General features: G+C 70.0%; 22 protein-coding genes. 9 read left to right on the forward strand and 13 right to left on the reverse strand.

Annotated elements, in window-relative coordinates; translation table 11 throughout:
• Nucleotides 1–289 precede the first annotated feature (289 nt).
• The 5 genes from cbiE to SLUN_RS07120 form a co-directional block, all read right to left on the reverse strand.
• Nucleotides 290–1,516: a precorrin-6y C5,15-methyltransferase (decarboxylating) subunit CbiE gene (cbiE, locus tag SLUN_RS07100; RefSeq protein ID WP_108147677.1), complete on the reverse strand. Its 1,227-nt coding sequence runs from the start codon at nt 1,514–1,516 to the stop codon at nt 290–292.
• A 144-nt stretch (nt 1,517–1,660) separates the two neighbouring features.
• Entirely contained in the window at nt 1,661–2,308 is a 648-nt protein-coding gene (locus tag SLUN_RS07105) for a GNAT family N-acetyltransferase (RefSeq protein WP_108147678.1), read from the reverse strand.
• A gap of 148 nt (nt 2,309–2,456) precedes the next feature.
• Nucleotides 2,457–3,317, reverse strand: a complete 861-nt coding sequence (locus SLUN_RS07110) for a MetQ/NlpA family ABC transporter substrate-binding protein (RefSeq protein ID WP_108147679.1) — start codon at nt 3,315–3,317, stop codon at nt 2,457–2,459.
• Between the two features lie 80 nt (nt 3,318–3,397).
• Complete coding sequence (locus SLUN_RS07115; protein WP_108147680.1) at nt 3,398–4,066, reverse strand: methionine ABC transporter permease; 669 nt, start codon at nt 4,064–4,066, stop codon at nt 3,398–3,400.
• The gene (locus tag SLUN_RS07120; protein WP_170146559.1) at nt 4,063–5,157 is read right to left on the reverse strand and encodes a methionine ABC transporter ATP-binding protein; all 1,095 of its coding nucleotides are present in this window, start codon (nt 5,155–5,157) and stop codon (nt 4,063–4,065) included. Before SLUN_RS07120 ends, SLUN_RS07115 begins: the two co-directional genes overlap by 4 nt.
• A 656-nt stretch (nt 5,158–5,813) precedes the next feature.
• Here SLUN_RS07120 and SLUN_RS07125 point away from each other — a divergent pair.
• Together SLUN_RS07125 and SLUN_RS07130 are read left to right on the forward strand one after the other, a co-directional pair.
• Nucleotides 5,814–6,173 (forward strand): hypothetical protein, encoded by a 360-nt coding sequence (locus SLUN_RS07125; RefSeq protein WP_108147682.1) that lies wholly within the window; start codon nt 5,814–5,816, stop codon nt 6,171–6,173.
• Between the two features lie 2 nt (nt 6,174–6,175).
• Nucleotides 6,176–6,622 carry a hypothetical protein gene (locus SLUN_RS07130; protein WP_108147683.1) on the forward strand — a complete coding sequence of 149 codons (447 nt, stop codon included), beginning with the start codon at nt 6,176–6,178 and terminating at the stop codon, nt 6,620–6,622.
• Between the two features lie 27 nt (nt 6,623–6,649).
• Here the strand turns inward: SLUN_RS07130 and SLUN_RS07135 are convergent, their stop codons facing one another.
• From SLUN_RS07135 to SLUN_RS07145, 3 genes are all read right to left on the reverse strand, one after another.
• The gene (locus SLUN_RS07135; protein WP_108147684.1) at nt 6,650–7,153 is read right to left on the reverse strand and encodes a GNAT family N-acetyltransferase; all 504 of its coding nucleotides are present in this window, start codon (nt 7,151–7,153) and stop codon (nt 6,650–6,652) included.
• Between the two features lie 36 nt (nt 7,154–7,189).
• Nucleotides 7,190–7,723, reverse strand: a complete 534-nt coding sequence (locus tag SLUN_RS07140; protein ID WP_108147685.1) for a sigma-70 RNA polymerase sigma factor region 4 domain-containing protein — start codon at nt 7,721–7,723, stop codon at nt 7,190–7,192.
• Between the two features lie 91 nt (nt 7,724–7,814).
• On the reverse strand, nt 7,815–8,963 hold the full coding sequence (locus SLUN_RS07145; protein ID WP_108147686.1) for a glycerophosphodiester phosphodiesterase: 1,149 nt from the start codon (nt 8,961–8,963) through the stop codon (nt 7,815–7,817).
• A gap of 232 nt (nt 8,964–9,195) precedes the next feature.
• On the opposite strand from SLUN_RS07145, the gene SLUN_RS07150 reads away from it, so the two are divergent.
• The gene (locus SLUN_RS07150) at nt 9,196–9,858 is read left to right on the forward strand and encodes a lysophospholipid acyltransferase family protein (protein WP_108147687.1); all 663 of its coding nucleotides are present in this window, start codon (nt 9,196–9,198) and stop codon (nt 9,856–9,858) included.
• Between the two features lie 72 nt (nt 9,859–9,930).
• On the opposite strand, the gene SLUN_RS07155 is transcribed toward SLUN_RS07150, so the two are convergent.
• On the reverse strand, nt 9,931–11,475 hold the full coding sequence (locus SLUN_RS07155; RefSeq protein WP_108147688.1) for an MFS transporter: 1,545 nt from the start codon (nt 11,473–11,475) through the stop codon (nt 9,931–9,933).
• Nucleotides 11,472–12,023 carry a TetR/AcrR family transcriptional regulator gene (locus SLUN_RS07160; protein ID WP_108147689.1) on the reverse strand — a complete coding sequence of 184 codons (552 nt, stop codon included), beginning with the start codon at nt 12,021–12,023 and terminating at the stop codon, nt 11,472–11,474. The genes SLUN_RS07155 and SLUN_RS07160 overlap by 4 nt, the downstream gene beginning before the upstream one ends.
• Before the next feature lie 84 nt (nt 12,024–12,107).
• Here SLUN_RS07160 and SLUN_RS07165 point away from each other — a divergent pair, with 84 nt between their 5' ends.
• The gene (locus SLUN_RS07165) at nt 12,108–12,614 is read left to right on the forward strand and encodes an HAD domain-containing protein (protein ID WP_108147690.1); all 507 of its coding nucleotides are present in this window, start codon (nt 12,108–12,110) and stop codon (nt 12,612–12,614) included.
• A gap of 15 nt (nt 12,615–12,629) precedes the next feature.
• Here SLUN_RS07165 and argH read toward each other — a convergent pair whose 3' ends face one another.
• Nucleotides 12,630–14,057 (reverse strand): argininosuccinate lyase, encoded by a 1,428-nt coding sequence (argH, locus tag SLUN_RS07170; RefSeq protein WP_108147691.1) that lies wholly within the window; start codon nt 14,055–14,057, stop codon nt 12,630–12,632.
• A gap of 98 nt (nt 14,058–14,155) precedes the next feature.
• Nucleotides 14,156–15,358 (reverse strand): argininosuccinate synthase, encoded by a 1,203-nt coding sequence (locus SLUN_RS07175; protein WP_108147692.1) that lies wholly within the window; start codon nt 15,356–15,358, stop codon nt 14,156–14,158.
• Between the two features lie 125 nt (nt 15,359–15,483).
• Between SLUN_RS07175 and SLUN_RS07180 the strand changes: the two genes are divergently transcribed.
• The 5 genes from SLUN_RS07180 (at nt 15,484) to SLUN_RS07200 (ending at nt 20,043) form a co-directional block, all read left to right on the forward strand.
• A complete protein-coding gene (locus tag SLUN_RS07180; RefSeq protein ID WP_108147693.1) occupies nt 15,484–16,071 on the forward strand; it encodes a pyridoxamine 5'-phosphate oxidase family protein in 588 nt (195 codons plus the stop codon).
• 78 nt (nt 16,072–16,149) lie between these two features.
• Nucleotides 16,150–16,857: a L,D-transpeptidase family protein gene (locus SLUN_RS07185; RefSeq protein WP_108147694.1), complete on the forward strand. Its 708-nt coding sequence runs from the start codon at nt 16,150–16,152 to the stop codon at nt 16,855–16,857.
• Between the two features lie 125 nt (nt 16,858–16,982).
• A complete protein-coding gene (locus tag SLUN_RS07190) occupies nt 16,983–18,350 on the forward strand; it encodes a ferredoxin reductase family protein (protein ID WP_108147695.1) in 1,368 nt (455 codons plus the stop codon).
• Between the two features lie 8 nt (nt 18,351–18,358).
• Complete coding sequence (locus SLUN_RS07195) at nt 18,359–19,270, forward strand: FMN-binding protein (protein ID WP_254709921.1); 912 nt, start codon at nt 18,359–18,361, stop codon at nt 19,268–19,270.
• Nucleotides 19,270–20,043 carry an FAD:protein FMN transferase gene (locus SLUN_RS07200; RefSeq protein ID WP_254709920.1) on the forward strand — a complete coding sequence of 258 codons (774 nt, stop codon included), beginning with the start codon at nt 19,270–19,272 and terminating at the stop codon, nt 20,041–20,043. The genes SLUN_RS07195 and SLUN_RS07200 overlap by 1 nt, the downstream gene beginning before the upstream one ends.
• Nucleotides 20,044–20,062: 19 nt before the next feature.
• Here the strand turns inward: SLUN_RS07200 and SLUN_RS07205 are convergent, their stop codons facing one another.
• Nucleotides 20,063–20,599: an arginine repressor gene (locus SLUN_RS07205; protein WP_108147697.1), complete on the reverse strand. Its 537-nt coding sequence runs from the start codon at nt 20,597–20,599 to the stop codon at nt 20,063–20,065.
• Nucleotide 20,600: the final 1 nt, after the last annotated feature.

The following is a 20,600-nucleotide window of genomic DNA, read 5'->3' on the forward strand; positions in this document are numbered from 1 at the left end:
GGGCGCCCGACCACGGCACACCTGATGCCCGTCAACAAGAACGAGCGTGTGCGCCGCGCGGCACGATGCCCACGGACTCCAAGCATTCTCGCGGCCGTTCGCCGCCGCGGCACAGAGATCCGCCACGGTCGAATGTGGGCTGCGCCACGTTGCGCTTCCCCCCGGTACCGACGTACCACAAACAGGAGCCAAAGCGACCCCCTTTTCCGGACATTGACGAACGAAGCGACGAACGACCGGGTGCGGTACGACGATCGGCCAGCCTACCCCGGGCCGTCCGGCGGCAGGGTCACGGGGCGCGGTCCAGCCGGCGGCCGGAGAGGAGAAAGACGACTGAACGCTCCCGCTCCGCCCATGCCGCGGTGTCCATTTCGACGGACTGCAGCAGCGCGCACTCGACGGCGTATCCGCCCGCCCCGAGGGCCGCGCCGATCGCCTCGGCCTCGTCCCTGGTGGAGGCATGGGTGACGATGCGCTCCGGCCTCCGGTCGGCGCAGGCGGTCACCACCGGCACCCCCCCGCCCCCGATCCGTACGACATCGGGCTCGGGCAGGCGCTCCAGCACATGCGGCGCACGCCCCTGGACCACCTGTAGCTGGACGCCGGAGCGGCGGGCGGTGGCATCGGTGCGGCCACAGGCGCCGGGGTCCGCGTCCACGGCGATCACCGCGGCGCCGAAACGGGCCGCCTCGGCCGCGAGCTCCCCGCTGCCGGAGCCGATGTCCCACACCAGGTCGCCGATGCGCGGCCCGAGGCGGGCCAGTTGGGCGGCGCGCAGCTGCACCGACGCGCCCTCGCCCGGCTCCTCTCCGTGCGCGTGCGCGTGCGAAGGCAGTGCCCAGCCCCGTACCGCCGGCGGATAGCCGGGCTCGCGGCCCGCGATCCAGCCGCCGCCCTGGACCGCCGCGCTCCCCGGGCCGCCGATGACGATGACGACATTGGGGTCGCGCCAGACATGATCGGCGGCCTTGTCGGAGGTGAGGACGGTGACCTGTTCACGGTCGGTGCCGAGTTCCTCGCAGATGACGAAGGTGCGGTGCACGCCTTCCAGCAGCAGGGCGAGTTCCGCGGGCCCCGCGCCCGGGGAGGTGAGGACGGCGACCTTGGAGTGCGCCCGGCACACATTGACGGCGCGGCGCAGCGTACGGCGGTGGGCGACGACGATCTGCGCGTCGTCCCAGGGCATTGCGGCGCGGGCGAAGGCGGTGGCGACGGAGGAGACGGCGGGAACGACTTCGACCTCGAGGCCGTGCTCGGGGGCGCGCAGGGTGCGTACGACCCCGAAGAAGCCGGGGTCGCCGTCGGCGAGTACCACGGCGCTGCCGCGGTGCCCGGCGATCCGGCGGGCGGCGAGGTCGACGCTGCCGAGCCGGATGCGCTCGGCGCCCGCCGGGACCTCGGGCAGGGCCAGGTGGTGGGCGGCTCCGGCCACCAGAGTGGCGGCGGCGAGGGCGGACCTGGCCGCGGCGGTGAGGGGCGAACCGTCCCAGCCGATCACCGTGACGCGGTCGGCCATCGTCGTCGTCTCCTGGAGTTGTCGCAGGTCGGGGCAGCCCGCGGGCGCGGGCATGGCGAGAGTACCTGGAGCGGGTGGCGGCCGGTCGTGGCCGGGGGCCGTCAGGGGCGGGGTGCCCTCGGATCCGGCAGCTGTCCGGTGCCGTCAGTTCCAGTCGGGGAAGGAGGCGTAGCCCGCGTCCGCCAGCTGGTCCGCGACACCCTCGAGGTCCTCGGGCAGCAGGCTCCAGACGATCAGGTCGGTGCGGATGTCGGCCCAGCCGCCGTCTTCGGTCTGCGTACGCGCTATCCAGGCGTTGCGCAGCACACCCTCACTGATGCAGCCGATCTTCTGGGCGACCTGCTGGGAGGCGGTGTTGTCGGCGGCCGTGCGCAGCTCGATGCGCTCGAACCTCTGGGTGCGGAACAGCCACTGGGCGACGGCCAGCACCGATTCGGTGGCGTAGCCCTCGCCGCGCGCCCAGGGGGCGGTGACATAGGAGACCTCGGTGGCGAGGGTGCGCCAGTTGGTGTGCTGCAGATGGACGGTGCCGACGAGCCGCTGGGTGAGGAACTCGGTGACGGCCAGAACGATGCCGCGGCCTTCGGTGCGCTCTGCAGGAGCGATCCTGCGCACCCATTCCTCGGCGTCCGCCGTCGTGTACGGGTGCGGCACTGAGGTCCAGGTGGTGACCATCTCGTCGTTCATCATCTCGGTGTGTGCCGGGATGTCGGCTTCTTCGAAGGGGCGCAGCACCAACCGCTCCGTGCTGATGGACACGTCCGGGAAGGTGGTAGTCATGCGCAGCTCCATGCCGAAGACCGTCGTAAGGGTCGTAGCCGTAAAGGCACAGCATGCAGCATCGGGTGTCGGATGCGCATGGCCGGGTGGTGAGTTGCACGAGGCCCCGCGCACCTGTCGCGGTGCCGCGGGGCCTCGTTCAAAGGGCGTGCGGCAAGCGCTACTTGACGGCGCCGAAGGCCGGCACGACGGAGCCCGCGTACGTGTCCTCGATGAACTTCTTCACCTCGGGGGAGTTGAGGAGCTTCGCCAGCTTCTGCACGCGGGCGTCGTTCTCGTTCCCGGCCTTGACCGCGAGGAAGTTGGCGTAGGGGTTGCCGTCCGCCTTCTCCAGCGCCAGGGAGTCCTTGGCGGGCTTGAGGTCGGCCTCGATGGCGTAGTTGCCGTTGATGACCGCAGCGTCGACGTCGTTCAGGGCGCGCGGCAGCGTGGCGGCCTCGATCTCCTTGAACTCCAGGCCCTTCTTGTCCTCGATGTCGGAAAGCTTGGCGTCCGAACCGACACCGGACTTGAGGGTGATCAGGCCGTTGTCGGCGAGCAGCTTGAGCGCGCGGCCCTCGTTGGTGGTGTCGTTCGGTACGGCGATGGTCTGGCCGGCCTTGATCTCCTTGAGGTCCTTGACCTTCTTGGAGTAGAGGCCCAGTGGCTCCAGGTGCACATTGACGACCGGGACGATGTGGGTCTTGTTCTTCGTGTTGAAGTCGTCGAGGTACGGCTTGTGCTGGAAGAAGTTGGCGTCGACCTGGCCGCTCTCGGTGGCGGTGTTCGGCAGGACGTAGTCCGTGAACTCCTTGACCTCGAGGTTGAGTCCGGCCTTCTTCGCGAGGTTGGCCTTGACGTAGTTGAGGATGTCGGCGTGCGGCGTCGGGGACGCGGCGACGACCAGCGCCTTGGACTCGTCGGCCTTGCCGCCGGAGTCGGACGTGGCACCCGGGTCGGAGGCGGTGCCGCAGGCGGTGAGGCCGAGAGCGAGGGCGGCGGTGGCGGCGGCAGCCGCGGTGAGCTTGATGTTCTTGCGCACGAAGAGTGCCTCTTTCTGGTGGAGCGGGAACGGCGCCCGGACAAGGAGTGCGGGCTTCTTGGAGTGAGGTCCGGTGTGGGTCAGGCGGTACGGCCGCGGCGCGCCAGGAGCCGTACGGCTCCGTCGCCGATGAGCTGTACGACAGTGACGAGCGCGATCAGGATGACGACCGTGATCAGCATGAACTGGGTCTCGAAGCGCTGGAATCCGTAGGTGACGGCCTTCGAGCCGAGCCCCTCACCGCCGACCGCTCCGGCCATCGCCGAGTAGCCGACGAGCACGATCACGGTGGTGGTGACGCCGGAGACCAGCGAGGGAAGGGCCTGCGGCAGCAGGACCTTGCGGACGATCGTCGGGATGGAGCCGCCCATCGACTGGACGGCCTCGACCAGTCCGTGGTCGACCTCGCGGATCGCGGTCTCGACGAGCCGCGCGAAGAACGGAATGGCGCCGACGGCGAGCGGCACGATCATCGCGGTGGGACCGATGAAGGTGCCTACCACCAGGGTGGTGAAGGGGATCAGCGCGATCAGCAGGATGATGAACGGCAGCGAGCGGCCGATGTTCACGATCACGCCGACGACCTTGTTCACCGGGGTGTTCTGCAGCAGTCCGCCCTTGTCGGTGAGGACGAGCAGCACACCGAGCGGCAGTCCGCCGGCGACGGTGACGACGGTGGACCAGAGCACCATGTAGAGGGTGTCGACGGTGCCCTGGCTCAGCAGCGGCTGCATTTCCGACCAGGTCACTTGGCACCTTCCTTGATCAGCGCGGCGGCGCTCTGCGCAGGGAGGGCGACCGGCTCGGCGGAGGCGTCGGGGCCGGCGTCCGGGTCGACGACCTCCACCTGGAGGCCCTGCTCGCGCAGGAAGCCGACCGGGACGACGTTCTCCTCGTAACGGCCGGGCAGTTCGATGCGCATCCGGCCGATCTGCTTGCCGGCGACGGTGTCCATCGCGGCGCCGAGGATCGATATGTCGATGTTGTACGTGCGCGAGAGCTGGGAGATCACCGGCTGGGTGGCGGTCTCGCCGTGGAAAGTGACGTCGATGACCGTGCTCTGTGGCCCTGAGGCCTCGCCGCCCACCGGGAACAGCTCCTGGGCCAGCTCCGAGCCGGGCGTCGCGAGCAGTTCGCTCACCGTTCCGGATTCGATGATCTTCCCCTTCTTCATCAGGGCGGCCGAGTCGCAGATCGTCTTGACGACGTCCATCTCGTGCGTGATGAGCAGTACGGTCAGTCCCAGTTGCTGGTTGAGGTCGCGCAGCAACTGGAGGATCGAGCGGGTGGTCTCGGGGTCGAGCGCGCTGGTCGCCTCGTCGGAGAGCAGCACCTTCGGGTCACCGGCCAGCGCACGGGCGATGCCGACGCGCTGCTTCTGGCCGCCGGACAGCTGGCCGGGGTACGCCCTGGCCTTGTCGGAGAGGCCGACCAGGTCGAGCAGCTCCAGTGCCTTGCGGGAGCGTTCGGCGCCCGAGATCCCGAGGATTTCCAGGGGCAGTTCGACGTTGTCCTTGACCGTCCGCGAGGACAGCAGGTTGAAGTGCTGGAAGACCATGCCGATACGGCTGCGCGCCTCGCGCAGTTCCTTGCTCGCTCGCCGGCCGCGGCCCGCGAGCGCGGTGAGGTCCTGGCCGGCGACGGTCACGGTGCCGGCGGTGGGGCGCTCCAGCAGATTGACGCAGCGGATGAGCGAGGACTTGCCGGCTCCGCTCTGGCCGATGACTCCGAAGACCTCGCCCTCACGGACGTGCAGGTCGACGCCGTCCAGAGCGGTGACCTCGCGGCCTCGGGACTGGTGAGCCCGGTACGTTTTCGTAAGGCCCGTAGTGGTGATCACAGGGGTTTCCGTCACTGTCGAGTGCGCGGCGCGGTGTCCGCCGGGCACGGGGCATTCGGTTCCGACGCGGCACGGCTGATTCGGCTGGTGGCCGGGGGCAACGCGTGCGCGGGGCAGGCTCGTTCCGACGCATTCCCAGTGGAAGATCGGAATCGGCGCGGCTGTCGGTCTCGCTTCGGGGCGCGAGGCTCAGGCAGGGGCCCTCAGTTGGCGCACATTCGACACATACAACGAGCACCGGGCGTCGTGATCGCCTCGGTCGCAAGGGTGCGGCTGCTCGTCGTGGTCATGTCGGCAAGTAGAGCAGAGGTACATATGAGGCGATCAGCGCTGTCCGAATAGCGGACGCCCCTGATCCGGCATATGGACGGACTCATTCCGCCGCGGTGACCTCCACTCCCCCGGCCGTGGCCTGCACTCCCCCAGCCGTGGCCTGCACGGACACGGCCGACAGGCCGCTGGCGACCACATCGGCGAACAGCTCGGAGCGGTGGTGCGTTGTGGTGCGTTGTGGCCAAGGCCACGGTCCGCATGCCCGCCGCGCGCCCCGGGCAGGAAGGCTCGGGGCCTCGGCGTGGATCTTCATGGTCGTCGGCCCATCGCGGCGGCCGGGGCCGCGCGCATCGGTCCTTTTGGCCCGTAATACTCTCGAGCCCATGCTTGACGCCCTGACGGTCGCGGTCGCCGTGACCGCGCTCGCCCTCGCCGCCTGGTGCGGCTACGCCGCCCTCCGCGACCAGCCCACCAAGGACTGGCACTTCATCGGCATGGCCGTGGTGTCGGTTCTGGCGCTGGCGCAGCTGGTGGTCGGGATCGTGCAGCTGGTGCGCGGCGAGAAGGCACACGAGGGCACCGCGATCTTCATCGCATATCTGATCGGCTCGTTCGCCACGGTGCCGGCGGCCGGCTTTCTGTCGCTGACCGAGCGGACCCGCTGGGGCTCCGCGACCGTCGCGGCCGGCGCGGTGGTCCTGGCGGTGCTCGAAGTACGGCTCTACGACATCTGGGGAGGCTGACGATGGCCGAGCCCGCCACCGGAGCGCAGGAGACGAAGCCCACGAAGCAGCGGACCAGGCTGGTCAAAGGACCCGGTCTCCTGCTGGTCTGGCTGTACGGCGTGATGTCGGTCGGCGCGGTGTCGCGCTCGGTCTACGAGATCGCCACCGACTTCGACACCGCGCCGCTGGCCCATACGCTCTCCGCCGTCGCGGCCGCGGTGTACGCGTTCATCACGTACACCCTGGTACGCGGCGGGGAGACGGCCCGCAGGGCGGCGCTGGTGTGCTGCGCCGCCGAGCTCGCGGGCGTACTGATCGTCGGGACCTGGACGGTGGTGGAGCCGTCCGCCTTCCCCGACTCGACGGTCTGGTCGGAGTACGGCAGGGGCTACCTCTTCATCCCGGTGCTGCTGCCGATCACCGGGATGCTCTGGCTGCGCAGGTCTCGCAGGTCCGAAACAGCCTAGGCCCAGGCGGGATTTATCAGACACGGCCTAGGCACTCGCGACACAGGCCCGCGCCGCGGCCTCCTTCTCCAGTGTGACGAGCGCGAGCCTCGGGCCGACCTGCTCGCTGGAGACCGGCACATAGCCACGGCTGCGGTACAGCCGCAGATTGCTCTCGCTGCGGTGACCGGTGAAGAGCTGGAACCGCTTGGCCGCCGGCTCTCCCGCGAAGTGTTCCTCGATCGCGTCGAGCAGCCGGCCGCCCAGGCCGTGCCGCTGCATCCGGGGATGGACGATGAGCTTGGCGATCCGGGCCGTCCCGCCCTCGTCGACCCGGCCGCGCACCGAGGCCACCACCTCGTCCCCGAGCCGTGCGACCAGGGCGTGGCCCTGGGCTATTTCGGCCCGCAGATCATCGAGGGACTGGGTGAGGGGCTCGATTCCGTAGTCGCCGTAGAGCTCGGCCTCGCTCTGATAGCACAGATACTGCAGCTTGAGGATGTGTTCTGCGTCCTGCGCCGCTGCCGCTGAGATGGTCACGCTCATGCCCATGTGCGCATGCCTCCCGCTCACCTGTCCGCCGGTTGTCTACCGCTCCTTTCCCCCATGTTCAGGAGCGCCAACCTCTGCCGCGAGCATTCTGCGCAGGCATCCCAGGCAACGGGAACGCATCGGCCCCAGACTTCCTTGTGAGATTCCCAACTCCCCTGCGATTTCCCGGTAGGTGGGGTCGTTGGGGGACAACATCGCAGTAAGCAGTCGTGGGCAGTTACCCGGAGTGCGCGCGACCGCGGCCCACAGCGTGCGGCACCGCTCGGCCCTCAGCGCGGCCCCCTCGGGGCTGCCGGCCGGGTCGGCAGAGGGGTCGTGACCGTACGGGAGTTCACGGGCGGCCGTCCGGCGGGCGCGCCGCGCCTCCGCGCGTACGGCCGACTTGACCCAGCGCGCGGCGTCCGGCGGCGGCCCGTCCCCGTCGAGTCGCTCGAGCAGACGTACCCAGACGGCCTGTTCCAGGTCGCCGGCCTCCATGGCGGTGCCCGGCGCCTCTGCCGTGGCCTCGGCGCTGACCAGCCGGCGCAGGGTGCTGACCACATGGGCGGGGGTGTCTTCGACAAGCGTCATGCCCGATGAAACGGCCGTCGCACGGCTGCGGTTGCCGCGCGACGGCAGAGCCACCCGTACGGGCGAGAGCTGGGCCGTCTGTGCGTCGGCCTCAGCTACGGAAGTCGGCGGCGGCCAGCAGCCCGGTGTCCGGATTGTCGGTGAAGATCCCGTCGATGCCGGTCTCGAAGTAGACCTTGAAGGCGCCGAAGGCATCGCCGTACGCGTTCGGGTCGGTGCCGCGCCGGAAGTCGGCGGGCAGGAAGGTGTTCTCGTTGCGGATCGTGTACGGGTGCAGGATCAGGCCCTTGGCGTGGGCGTCCCGTACCAGCGTCGTCGGCGTGGTGAGCCTGCCGCTCGCGTCCTTCGGGATGATCAGGTCGAGGGTCGGGCCGATGCCCTGCGCGTACGAAGCGATCCACTTCAGGCCCTCGGGCTTGACCAGATCGGCGACGGTGCGCGGATCGCCCGCCTCGACGAAGTCCCAGGGCCGGGTGCCGGCTGCCGACAGCAGGACCACGCGCGGCGAGGAGACCAGCTCGGCCATCCGCTGCATGCTGCTCGGCTCGAACGACTGGAGGAAGACCGGGGAGTTGCGGCGGTCGCGACCGTAGCGGCGCAGCAGCCCCGCGAGCCGCTCCTCGAGACCGAGTCCGAGCCCGCGGAAGTAGGTGGGGTGCTTGGTCTCGACATGCAGCCAGACGGGGCGGCCGCGCCGGTGGCCCTCCTTCTCGGCCCAGCGCAGCACCTCCTCGAAGGTGGGGATGGCCCAGCGGCCGTCGTAGAGGGTGTTCTCCTGGCGGTTGGCGGGGATCCGCTCCTTGGCGCGCAGTGTCTTCAGCTCGGCGAGCGTGAAGTCCTCCGTGAACCAGCCCGTGAGGGTGACGCCGTCGATGGACTTGGTGGTCCTGCGGGACGCGAACTCCGGGTGGGCGGCGACATCCGTCGTGCCCGTGATGTCGTTCTCGTGACGGCATACGAGATGGCCGTCCTTGGTGGGCACCAGGTCCTGCTCGACGACGTGGGCGCCCAGGTCGAGGGCGAGCTGGTAGGAGCCGAGGGTGTGCTCGGGCCGGTAGCCGCTGGCGCCGCGGTGGCCGATGACCGTCGGGTGGGGCAGGTCCTTGTACGACGAACCGTGGCCGCTGTTGCGCTCGTTGGCCTGCGCGGCCGTGCTGCCGGCCCCCAGGGCGGCCGTGCCGAGAACGGCCGCTCCCAGGACGGTCCGACGCCCCGGACTTCTGCTCTCACCCTGTGTCATCGACGTTCCTCCGTGTGATGTCCCGCACCTGTCAAGCGTCGCCCGATGCTAGGCGGCTACGCCTTACACACGGCAGAGCCTGGACGAACGCAGCGAAAACACAGGTCAACACTGCGTATCCACTCCGTGAACCCGATGTGCGATCAGGTTGACCCGCGAGTATCGTCCTCACCTGCACAGACTTCGCCGGCCATCACCACCCGTCCACGACACGGAGGACCCGTTGTCCCGCTTGACGCTCATCAAGGCAGTGCTCGGGCCGATCCTGCACCTGATGTTCCGCCCCCGTGTGGAAGGCGCCAAGAACATCCCCGGGACGGGACCGGTCATCCTCGCCGGAAACCACCTCACGTTCATCGACTCGATGATCCTTCCGCTGGTCTGCGCCCGTCCGGTCCACTTCATCGGCAAGGACGAGTACGTCACGGGCAAGGGCCTCAAGGGCCGCCTGATGGCCTGGTTCTTCACCGGCAGCGGCATGATCCCGGTCGACCGTGACGGCGCCAACGGCGGCGTGGCAGCGCTGATGACCGGCCGCCGGGTGCTGGAGGAGGGCAAGATCTTCGGCATCTACCCGGAGGGCACCCGCTCCCCGGACGGCCGGCTGTACCGGGGCCGTACGGGTATCGCCCGGCTCACCCTGATGACCGGCGCGCCCGTGGTCCCGTTCGCGGTGATCGGCACCGACAAGCTGCAGCCGGGCGGCGCGGGTCTGCCGCGGCCGGGCCGGGTGACGATCCGCTTCGGCGAGCCGATGGAGTTCTCGCGCTACGACGGCATGGACCGCGACCGCTATGTACTGCGCGCGGTGACGGACTCGGTGATGACCGAGGTGATGGAGCTGTCCGGCCAGGAGTACGTGGACATGTACGCGACGAAGGCGAAGGCGGCCTGAGCCGTCGACCCTGACGACGACGTAAGGGCCGGTCCTGATGGGGACCGGCCCTTACGTCGTCGTCACCGTGGATCACGGGTGCTCGAGGCCTTCCTCGAGCTTCTGGCCGCGCAGCAGGAACCAGGCCGCGACGGCGGTCGCGAACAGTACGCCCGCACCGACCGCGGCGGCCGTCTGGAAGCCGTCGGTGAAGGCGTCCTGCGCGGCCGACACCATCGCGGCACCCTGCTCCGGGGGCAGCTCCTTCGCCGCCTCGACGGCGCCGCCGAGCGAGTCGTGCGCCGCCGCGGCCGCGTCGGCGGGAATGCCGGGCGGCGCGCTGAAGCCGCGGTAGATGCCGGTCACGATGGTCCCGAGCAGTGCGATGCCGAGCGCCGCGCCCAGTTCGTATGCCGTCTCGGACACCCCGGAGGCAGCGCCCGCCTGCCGCTTGGGCACGGTGGAGAGGATGACGTCCGCGGTCACCGTGAAGGCGAGGCCGGCTCCGATGCCGCCGACGAACAGCGCGATGCCGAGCGCGACGACTCCGGTGGAGGCGCTGATCGCCGTACAGGCGGCGAGTGCGAGGCCGACCGCCGTCAGTCCGCCGGACACCGCGCTGCGTACGGAGGCTCGGCGGGCGAGATAGCCGGCCATGAGGCCTGCGCCCACCGCGCCGACCGCGGCGGGCAGTTCGATCAGTCCCGCTTCCAACGGCGAGCGCTCCTGCACCAGTTGCAGGAACTGTGAGAGGAAGAAGACAAGTCCGGACAGGCCGAGGATGGTCAGCAGATCGGCGAGGACCGCGCCGGAGAAGCCCCGGTGGTGGAAGAGGCGCATGTCCAGCAGGGGTGAGGGCAGGGTCAACTGCCGTCGTGCGAACCAGTACAGCGCGGCGAGGCCGATGACCGCGGCCGCGGCGGCGTCCCAGCGGAAGCCGTGCACCGCCGCCTCCTTGACTGCGTAGACGACACTGACGATGCCGATCAGCGAGAGGAAGACGCTGATCAGGTCCCAGGGGCCGGGGTTGGGGTCGCGGGACTCCGGCAGGAGTTTGATGCCGACGAGCACCAGCACCGCCATGACGGGCAGGTTGATCAGGAAGACCGAGCCCCACCAGAAGTGCTCCAGCAGGAAGCCGCCGACGACGGGGCCGACAGCGGCGCCCGCGGAGGCCGCGGCGCCCCAGATACCGACGGCGAGGCTGCGCTCCTTGGGGTCGTGGAAGATATTGCGGATCAGCGCGAGGGTCGACGGCATCAGGGTGGCGCCCGCGACACCGAGCAGCGCCCGTGCCAGGATCATCATCTCGGGGCTCGTGGCGTACGCGTTGAGCACGGAGACCGCGCCGAAGGCGACCGCGCCGACCAGCAGCAGTTTCTTGCGGCCGATCCGGTCGCCGAGGCTGCCCATGGAGACGAGCAGACCGGCGATGACGAACGAGTAGACGTCGCCGATCCACAGCAGCTGCGTGCCGGAGGGCTGCAAGTCCTCGCTGAGGAACGGCGTGGCGAGGCCGAGCACGGTCGCATCCACGGCGACCAGCAGGACGGCCAGTACGAGTACGGCGAGGGCGAGCCACCGGCCGGGACTGCGTACGGCTTCCGCTCTCGTCGTCTGCAGGTCGGTACCGGTCATTCCCTCACACTCCGTCGTGCCCCGCCGAGCAGCAGCTCGGCGATCATGTACTGAAAGTCCTTGGCGGCGACCCGCCCCTCCTGCACCGACCAGGCGCCGGCGCCGACGAGCCCGTAGAGGGCCTCGGTCAGCCAGGCGGGGGTGAGATCGATACGGAACTCGCCCTGCTCCTGGCCGCGCCGGAAGAGCGCGGAGACGCGGGCGTCGAGGCGGTTCCAGCCCTCGTTCATCTGGTCGCCCTCGAAGAGCTGGTTCTCGGTGACGAGAAAGGCGAGCAGCGGGGCGGCCGGCTCCACCTCGGCGACCAGCCGGCGCAGGGCGTCCTCGGCCGTGCCGTCGTCGAGCCGGGCGGCGTCGAGGGCGGCCTCGAACTCCTGGATGCCGAGGCTCTCGAGCGCTTTGACGAGCGAGTGCCGCCCGGCGAAGTGCCGGTGCAGCGTGGCCCGCCCGATGCCCGCCGCTCGGGCGACTTCGTCCATGGTGGCGGTCGCCTTGCGGGAGAGCAGGGCGGCGGCGGTACGGAGGACCTGTTCGCGGTCGACTGTCATGAGACAACCATAGCCCATGTGAGACATCAATGTCTCATTGGATATTCACTGCCGCCCCGGCGGCACGAAGGAGACCCTGTGCGGATGAAGCCGCTGCTGCTGATCGATGTCGATGGTCCGCTCAACCCCTACGCCGCGCGTGCGCAGCGCAGACCGGAGGGTTACGCGACCCACCGGATGCGTCCCTCGGGCTGGACGGAGACCAAGCCGCTGCGCGTCTGGCTCAACCCGGAGCACGGCGTCGAGCTGCTGGCACTCGCCGACTCGTACGAGCTCGTCTGGGCGACGACCTGGAAGGGCGAGGCAAATGAATGGATAGGCCCGCATCTCGGGCTGCCCGAACTGCCGTACATCGACTGGCCCGTGATGCACGGAAAGGCCCCTCGCGGGACCTTCTGGAAGACGCAGTACATCCTGGAGTACGCGGCCGGGCGGCCGTTCGCCTGGATCGACGACGACATCACGGCGCTTGACCATGAATGGGTGGATCAACACCACCTGGCCGCCGCCCTGTTGCTGCGCGTCAGCGAGCGGGTCGGACTGCTCCGGCCGGACTTCGACGCGCTCGCGGACTGGGCGGCGGCGCTGTAGAGGTGTCCCTCGTTGCTACTTCTTGGCGGTGGCCCACGCGTGCTGGATGACCAGGTTCGCCTTCAGCTCCGTGAGCTGGACGGCCACAGCCGACGGCGCCGTACCCCCGCGGCCGCTCCGCGACGCCAGCGCGCCCTGGACGTTCAGGACCGTGCGTACCTCCGGGGTCAGGTGCTCCGAGATCTTCGCGAACTGCTCGTCCGTCAGCTCGTCCAGCTCGATCCCCTGCCGCTCGCACACCTTGACGCACTCGCCCGCGACCTCGTGCGCCACCCGGAACGGGACCCCCTGCTTGACCAGCCACTCGGCGATGTCCGTCGCGAGCGAGAAGCCGGCCGGGGCCAGCTCCTCCATCCGTTCGCGGTTGACCGTGAGCGTGGCCATCATGCCGGTGAACGCGGGGAGCAGTACTTCCAGTTGGTCGCAGGAGTCGAAGACCGGCTCCTTGTCCTCCTGGAGGTCACGGTTGTACGCGAGCGGGAGCGCCTTCAGCGTCGCCAGCAAGCCCGTCAGATTGCCGATCAGACGGCCCGACTTGCCGCGCGCCAGTTCCGCGATGTCCGGGTTCTTCTTCTGCGGCATGATCGACGAGCCGGTCGAGAAGGCGTCGTGGAGGGTGACGAAGGAGAACTCCTTCGTGTTCCAGATGATGACCTCCTCCGCGATCCGCGACAGGTTCACGCCGATCATCGCGGTGATGAAGGCGAACTCCGCCACGAAGTCACGGGAGGCCGTGCCGTCGATGGAGTTGCCGGAAGAGCCGTGTTCGAAGCCCAGGTCCTTCGCCACCGCCTCCGGGTCGAGGCCGAGCGAGGACCCGGCGAGCGCGCCCGATCCGTACGGGGAGACGGCCGTGCGCTCGTCCCACTGCCGCAGCCTTTCCGCGTCCCGCGACAGGGACTGGACATGCGCCAGGACGTGGTGCGAGAAGAGCACCGGCTGGGCGTGCTGGAGGTGCGTACGGCCCGGCATGGCGACGTCCGGGTGCGCCTCCGCCAAGCCCACCAGCGCGTCCTGGAGCTCGGCGATCAGAGCGCCGATGATCCGCGCGTGGTCGCGCAGATACATCCGGAAGAGGGTCGCGACCTGGTCGTTCCTCGACCGCCCGGCCCGCAGCTTGCCGCCGAGGTCGGGGCCGAGGCGCTCCAGCAGACCGCGCTCCAGCGCGGTGTGGACGTCCTCGTCGGCGATCGTGCCCACGAAGGAGCCGTCGGCGACATCGGCCTCGAGCCGGTCGAGTCCGGCCAGCATGCGCGTCAGCTCGTCCTCGGTGAGCAGTCCCGCCTTGTGGAGCACGCGAGCGTGCGCGCGCGAGCCCGCGATGTCGTACGGCGCGAGGCGCCAGTCGAAGTGGACCGACGCCGACAGCTTGGCCAGCGCCTCGGCCGGGCCGTCGGCGAAGCGGCCGCCCCAGAGCCGTACGTCACCGTTGTTGCTGCTCACAGCTGATGCTCCTCAGGAGGTGGATGTGCGACCGCCTCCCCGCCGCGGAGGAACGGGGAGGCGGTAGGTACTACGTGAACGACTCAGCGAGGTCGACGTCAGGCTCCGCCTGCAAGATCACGCCGTGCGGCGATCTTCGCCGACAGGCCGAACAGCTCGATGAAGCCCTGCGCCTTGGACTGGTCGAAGGTGTCACCCGAGTCGTACGTCGCGAGGTTGAAGTCGTACAGCGACTCCTCGGACTTCCGGCCGGTGACGACCGCGCGGCCGCCCTGCAGCGTCATCCGGATGTCGCCGGTCACGTGCTGGTTGGCCTCGTTGATGAAGCCGTCCAGGGCGCGCTTGAGCGGGGAGAACCACAGGCCGTCGTAGACCATCTCGCCCCAGCGCTGCTCGACCTGCCGCTTGTACCGGGCCAGCTCGCGCTCGACGGTGACGTTCTCCAGCTCCTGGTGGGCGGTGATCAGCGCGATCGCGCCCGGGGCCTCGTACACCTCACGCGACTTGATGCCGACCAGCCGGTCCTCGACCATGTCGATCCGGCCGATGCCCTGCGCGCCGGCCCGCTCGTTGAGCTGCTGGATCGCCTGGAGGACCGTGACGGGCTTGCCGTCGATGGCGACCGGGACGCCCTCCTTGAAGGAGATGACGACCTCGTCGGCCTCGCGCTGCACCGCCGGGTTCGAGGTGTACTCGTAGATGTCCTCGATCGGCCCGTTCCAGATGTCCTCCAGGAAGCCGGTCTCGACGGCCCGCCCGAAGACGTTCTGGTCGATGGAGTACGGCGACCTCTTGGTGGTCGCGATCGGGAGCTGCTTCGCCTCGCAGAAGGCGATCGCCTTGTCCCGGGTCATCGCGTAGTCACGGACGGGGGCGATGCACTTCAGCTCGGGCGCGAGGGCGACGATGCCGGCCTCGAACCGCACCTGGTCGTTGCCCTTGCCGGTGCAGCCGTGGGCGACGGTGGTGGCGCCGTGCTTCTTGGCGGCCGCGACGAGGTGCTTGACGATCGTGGGCCGGGAGAGGGCGGAGACCAGCGGGTAGCGGTCCATGTAGAGGGCGTTGGCCTTGATCGCCGGGAGGCAGTACTCGTCGGCGAACTCGTCCTTGGCGTCGGCGACCTCCGCCTCCACCGCACCGCAGGCGAGCGCGCGCTTGCGGATGACGTCCAGGTCCTCGCCGCCCTGGCCGACGTCCACGGCAACGGCGATGACCTCGGCGCCCGTCTCCTCGGCGATCCAGCCGATGGCGACGGAGGTGTCCAGACCGCCCGAGTAGGCGAGTACGACGCGCTCGGTCACGGGTTTCTCCTTACGATGCATTCGGTGATGGAATAAGTATGCACTCCACTGTATGTTTCGTCAATGCGGCACGGACACGACGTGACACGGCCCTCCGGCGACCGGCGACGGCGATAATCCCTGGCATGGGACAGCGCTATGAACGAATAGAAGGCCGGATCCTCGACTTCATCGAGCGGCAGCCCGTCTTCTTCACCGCCACCGCCCCGCTGAGCGGCGACGGGCACATCAACCTCTCCCCCAAGGGCCGCAGCGGCACGCTCGTCGTCATCGACGAGCTGACCCTCGCCTATCTGGACTTCGGCGGCAGCGGCGCCGAGACCATCGCCCACCTCCGCGAGGAGGGGAACGGACGCATCACCCTGATGTGGTGCGCGTTCACCGGCCCGCCCAAGGTGCTGCGGGTGCACGGCAGCGGTGAGGCGGTCTTCCGGGACGACCCGCGCTGGGCCGAGTTCATCCCGCACTTCAAGGAGGTCGACGGGCCGAGCGCCCGCGCGATCATCGTCATCCACGCGCAGCGGATCAGTGACGCCTGCGGATTCGCCGTGCCGTTCATGGAGTACCAGGAGGAGCGCACCCAGCACGCGGAGCACTTCGGCCGTAAGTCGGACGAGGAGTTCGCCGCGTACTGCGAGAAGAAGGACCACGTCGGGGTGAGCCTGGACGGGCTGCCGGCACTGCCGCTTCCGCTCCCCGCGCGTACCGACTGACCTCCGCCGGAGCAGTCGCAGGGCATACGGCGCAGTCCGGGCGGCGCACGGCTCGCGGCGCGCGTACGGTCGTGAACCATGCGCCCCGGTCTCGCACTTGGCTCCGTTCTGCTGCTGCTCGCCGCCGGTACGGTCGCGGCCGTCCCCGGCCGCGCGGCCCCACTCCCCGAGCGGATGGGCGACACCGGCGGTGGCAGCCAGCTGATCACCGCCGTGGCCGCGCGCCCCGGCGCCACCACCGGAAGGGTCACCTGGTGGGACCGCCGCCGCGACGGGGGGTGGGTGGCGGCCGGCTCGGCGGCGGCGCGATTCGGCGCGAAGGGCCTGGTCGAGGGCGCCCGTCGGAAGCAGAGCACCTTCACCACGCCGACCGGGCTGTACGACCTGCCGTACGCCTTCGGGATCAAGGCCGTGCCCGCCGGGACCCGCTACGCCTACCGCACGGTGACGAAGAGGTCCTGGTGGTGCCAGGACAACCGGGCCCGTGCGTACAACCGCTGGGTCGAGGGGCTGCCCGCCGACTGCCGGGCGGCCGAGTCCGAGCATCTGGTCTCGTACGCGAAGCAGTACGCCCGCGCCCTGGTCATCGGCTTCAACTACCACCGCCCGGTGCGCGGCCGGGGTGCCGGAATCTTCCTCCACGTCAATGGGCGTGGCGCGACGGCCGGTTGCGTGTCCGTGCCGGACGCGGCCATGAGCCGGATTCTGGCCTGGGCCGACCAGCGGCGCGATCCGCACATCGCGATCGGGACCAGTGGCGGACCGACCGCGATCACTCGCTACTGACCGGGCCGGAGGCGACGGCGGCCGACCGGCTCACAGATTCCACAAACACCGCTCGAGTTGAACTGGACGCTCCTCGCACGCGTATTCCCACGCGAAAGAGGTACAGGCGAGGAGCAGTCGTGGCGATGTTGCAGAGCGGTCGGGCCGCGAGACGCCAGACCATGCGGGCGATCCGGCCCCGTCGTGACCCGGCGGTGGCGTTGCTGGCGGTCGCCTGGGCGGGGGCGATGGCCGTGCTGTCCCTGTGGTGGCAGAACACGGCGGTGGTGCACATGACCACCGCCGAGTGGCTGATCGGCGCCGGCAGGATCACCGGTCTGCTGGGCGGATACGTGATCGCACTGGTGGTACTGCTGATGGCGCGCGTCCCCGCTCTGGAACGGCGGGTGGGTTCCGACCGGGTGACCCGCTGGCACGCGATGAGCGGCCGCTACGCGATCAGTCTGATCGTCACGCATGTCGTGCTGACCGTATGGGGGTACGCCGTCCAGGCCCGTACCGGCCTCGTGGAGCAGACCGTCACCGTCGTCGTCGACTTCCCCGAAATGATCAAGGCGGCGATCGGCACGGCGCTCCTGCTGGTGGTCGGCTTCGTCTCGGCCGGCGCCGTGCGCCGCCGCATGCGCTACGAGACCTGGTACTACCTGCACCTCCTGACCTATGCCGCCGTATATCTGACCTTCTGGCACCAACTGGCCACCGGCGCCGAGTTCGTCGCCGGCTCGACCGCCCGCACGGTCTGGTACGTGCTGTACGCCGCAGTCGGCGTGCTGCTCCTCTGGTACCGGATCCTGGCGCCCGTGCGGCTCAACCTCTGGCACCGGATGCGGGTGGAATCCGTCGTGGACGAGGCTCCGGGGGTGGTCTCCGTGCTGATCACCGGGCGACGGCTGCACCGGCTCGGCGCCGAGGCGGGTCAGTTCTTCCGCTGGCGGTTCCTCACCAAGGGGCTGCGCTGGAGCGCCAATCCGTATTCACTCTCCGCCCCGCCCCGTCCCCATCTGATGCGCATCACCGTCAAGGCGGTCGGCAAGCACAGCACGGCGCTCGCCGGACTGGAGCCGGGGACGCGGGTCTGGGCCGAGGGCCCGTACGGAGCCATGACCGCCGGCCGCCGGAGCCGCAACAAGGTGCTGCTGATCGCGGGCGGCGCGGGGATCACCCCGCTGCGGGCGCTGTTCGAGACGCTGCCCGGCGGTCCGGGCGACCTGACACTGCTCTACCGGGCCAGCGAGAGGCGGGACCTGGCGCTCTGGAGCGAGCTGCAGCAGATCGCTCAGCGCCGGGACGCACAGCTGATGTACGCGGTGAACGGTCCCGACGGGGCCCGGCCCGAGATCACCGCCGAGCGGCTCAAGGAGGTGCTGCCCGACATCGACGAGCACGACGTCTATCTCTGCGGGCCGCCCGGTCTCGCCGATGAGTCGTACCAGGCACTGCGCGAAGCCGGAGTGCCGTCCCGCCGGATCCACCACGAGTCCTTCGAGATGTGAGGCCGTCCTTGAAGAGGAAACATCCGCTTCGCCGGATCATGCTCGGCATCGCCGCCACCGCGTCCGGTGTCGTCCTGCTGCTCGCACTGAAGCAGCCGGGCAACACCGTGGTCGAGGCGTCGTCGCAGGCCGGCTCTCAAGTGCCGCCCGCCGGCTCGGCGTCCGCCGGGAACGGAGCCGGGAACGCCGGGGGACAGACGGTGCTCGGTGACGTCGCGGGCACGCAGTACGGCGACGTCCAGGTCCAGCTCACCCTCAGCGGCGGCAGAATCACCGGGGCACAGGCGGTGAAGGCGCCCGGCGCCGACGAGAACAGCCGCCGGATCGGCGCCAAGGCGATCCCCAAGCTCAACCAGGCCGTGATGGCGGCGCAGAGCGCACAGATCGACGCGGTCTCCGGGGCCAGTTACACCAGCGAGGGCTACATCAAGTCCCTGCAGAGCGCGCTCGACAAGGCCGGGGGTGTGGGGGCACCGGGCTCCGACGCGCAGGCCGGGACCCAGCCCGGGGCAGGGACGCAGCCCGGATCCGGATCCGGCACCGACACCGGCTCGGGATCGGGATCGGGATCGGACGACGACTCGGGATCGGGCACGGGCACCGGCTCGGGCTCGGTTTCCGGCTCCGATGGCGCCGCCCCGGCGGCGAAGACCGTCCTCGGCGACGTGGCCAACACCCAGTACGGCCCGGTGCAGGTCCGGATCACGGTCAGCGGGGGCAAGGTCACCGCGGCCGACGCCGTCAAGGCACCCGGCTCCGACGCCAACAGCCGGCAGATCGCCGCCAATGCTGTGCCCAAGCTCAACCAGGCGGCGGTCACGGCGCAGAGCGCACAGATCGACTCGGTCTCCGGCGCCAGCTACACCAGCGAGGGCTACATCACGTCCCTGCAGAGCGCGCTCGACAAGGCGGGTGTGTGATGCCCGGCCGGCAGCGGCTGCGCCATGTCGAACACTCCATGGGCACGGTGTTCTCGTTCGACATCCGTATCGCCGCCCGCAGCGACGCTCCCAGGGTGCGTGCCGGACTCGCCGCCGCCGTGGCCGGTCTGCACCGCGTGGACGAGATCTTCTCGACGTACCGTCAGGACAGCCAGCTCAGCCGGCTCGCCCGCGGCGAACTCCCGCTCGGGGACTGTGTCGCCGAGGTCGCCGAGGTGCTCGACCTGTGCTCGGAGGCGGAGCACGAGAGCAACGGCTGGTTCACCGCTCGCTACGCCGGCGAGCTGGATCCGACCGGTCTGGTCAAGGGCTGGGCGGTGGAGTGCGCGGTCCGCATGCTCGCTTCGTCCGGTGCGGATTCGGTCTGCCTCAACGGAGGCGGCGACATCCAGCTGTACGGCGGCCCCTGGCGGGTGGGCGTCTGCGACCCGCTCCACCCGGGCGAGCTCGTCACCGTGATCGAGGCCGACGAGGGCGTCGCCGTCGCCACCTCGGGCCCTGCGGAGCGCGGCTGCCACATTGTCGTCCCGCACACCCGCCGGCCCCCCGCCGAGGGCATGGCGTCGATGACCGTCGTCTGCCCGGGACTGACCCAGGCCGACGCCCGGGCGACCGCCGCGTACGCCATGGGCGGGCGGGCCCGCGACTGGCTGGAGGAGCTGCCCGACACCGAGGGCTTTGCGGTCAATGCCGACGGCAGCACGTGGCGGACCCGCGGATTCGACCGTCACACGGCGAAGTTGACCGCCTGACGACCGGCCTCCGGCGCCCTCAGCGGTCGTTCTGGGCCAGGCGCAGCAGATGGTCCGCCAGCGCCTGGCCGCCGTTCGGGTCGCGGCTGATCAGGATCAGCGTGTCGTCGCCGGCGATGGTGCCGAGGATGTCGTGCAGTTCGGCCTGGTCGATGGCCGAGGCGAGGAACTGGGCGGCCCCCGGCGGCGTACGCAGCACCACGAGGTTGGCCGAGGCTTCGGCGGAGATCAGCAGTTCGCCGGAGAGGCGCCGCATGCGCTCCTCCTTGGCCGACTCACCGAGCGGCGCCTGCGGAGTGCGGTAGCCGCCCTCGCTGGGCACCGCGTAGATCAGCTCACCGCCGGTGTTGCGGATCTTCACCGCGCCCAGCTCGTCGAGGTCGCGGGAGAGCGTCGCCTGAGTGACGCTCAGCCCGTTGTCCGCGAGGAGCTTCGCCAACTGGCTCTGCGAGCGCACCGGCTGCCGGTTGAGGATGTCCACGATCCGGCGGTGGCGGGCCGTGCGGGTCTGCGGTACTACGGCCCCGCCGTGCTCGGTGTCCTGCGCCTCGGTCATC

It is taken from the genome of Streptomyces lunaelactis (assembly GCF_003054555.1).
GTDB lineage: Bacteria > Actinomycetota > Actinomycetes > Streptomycetales > Streptomycetaceae > Streptomyces > Streptomyces lunaelactis.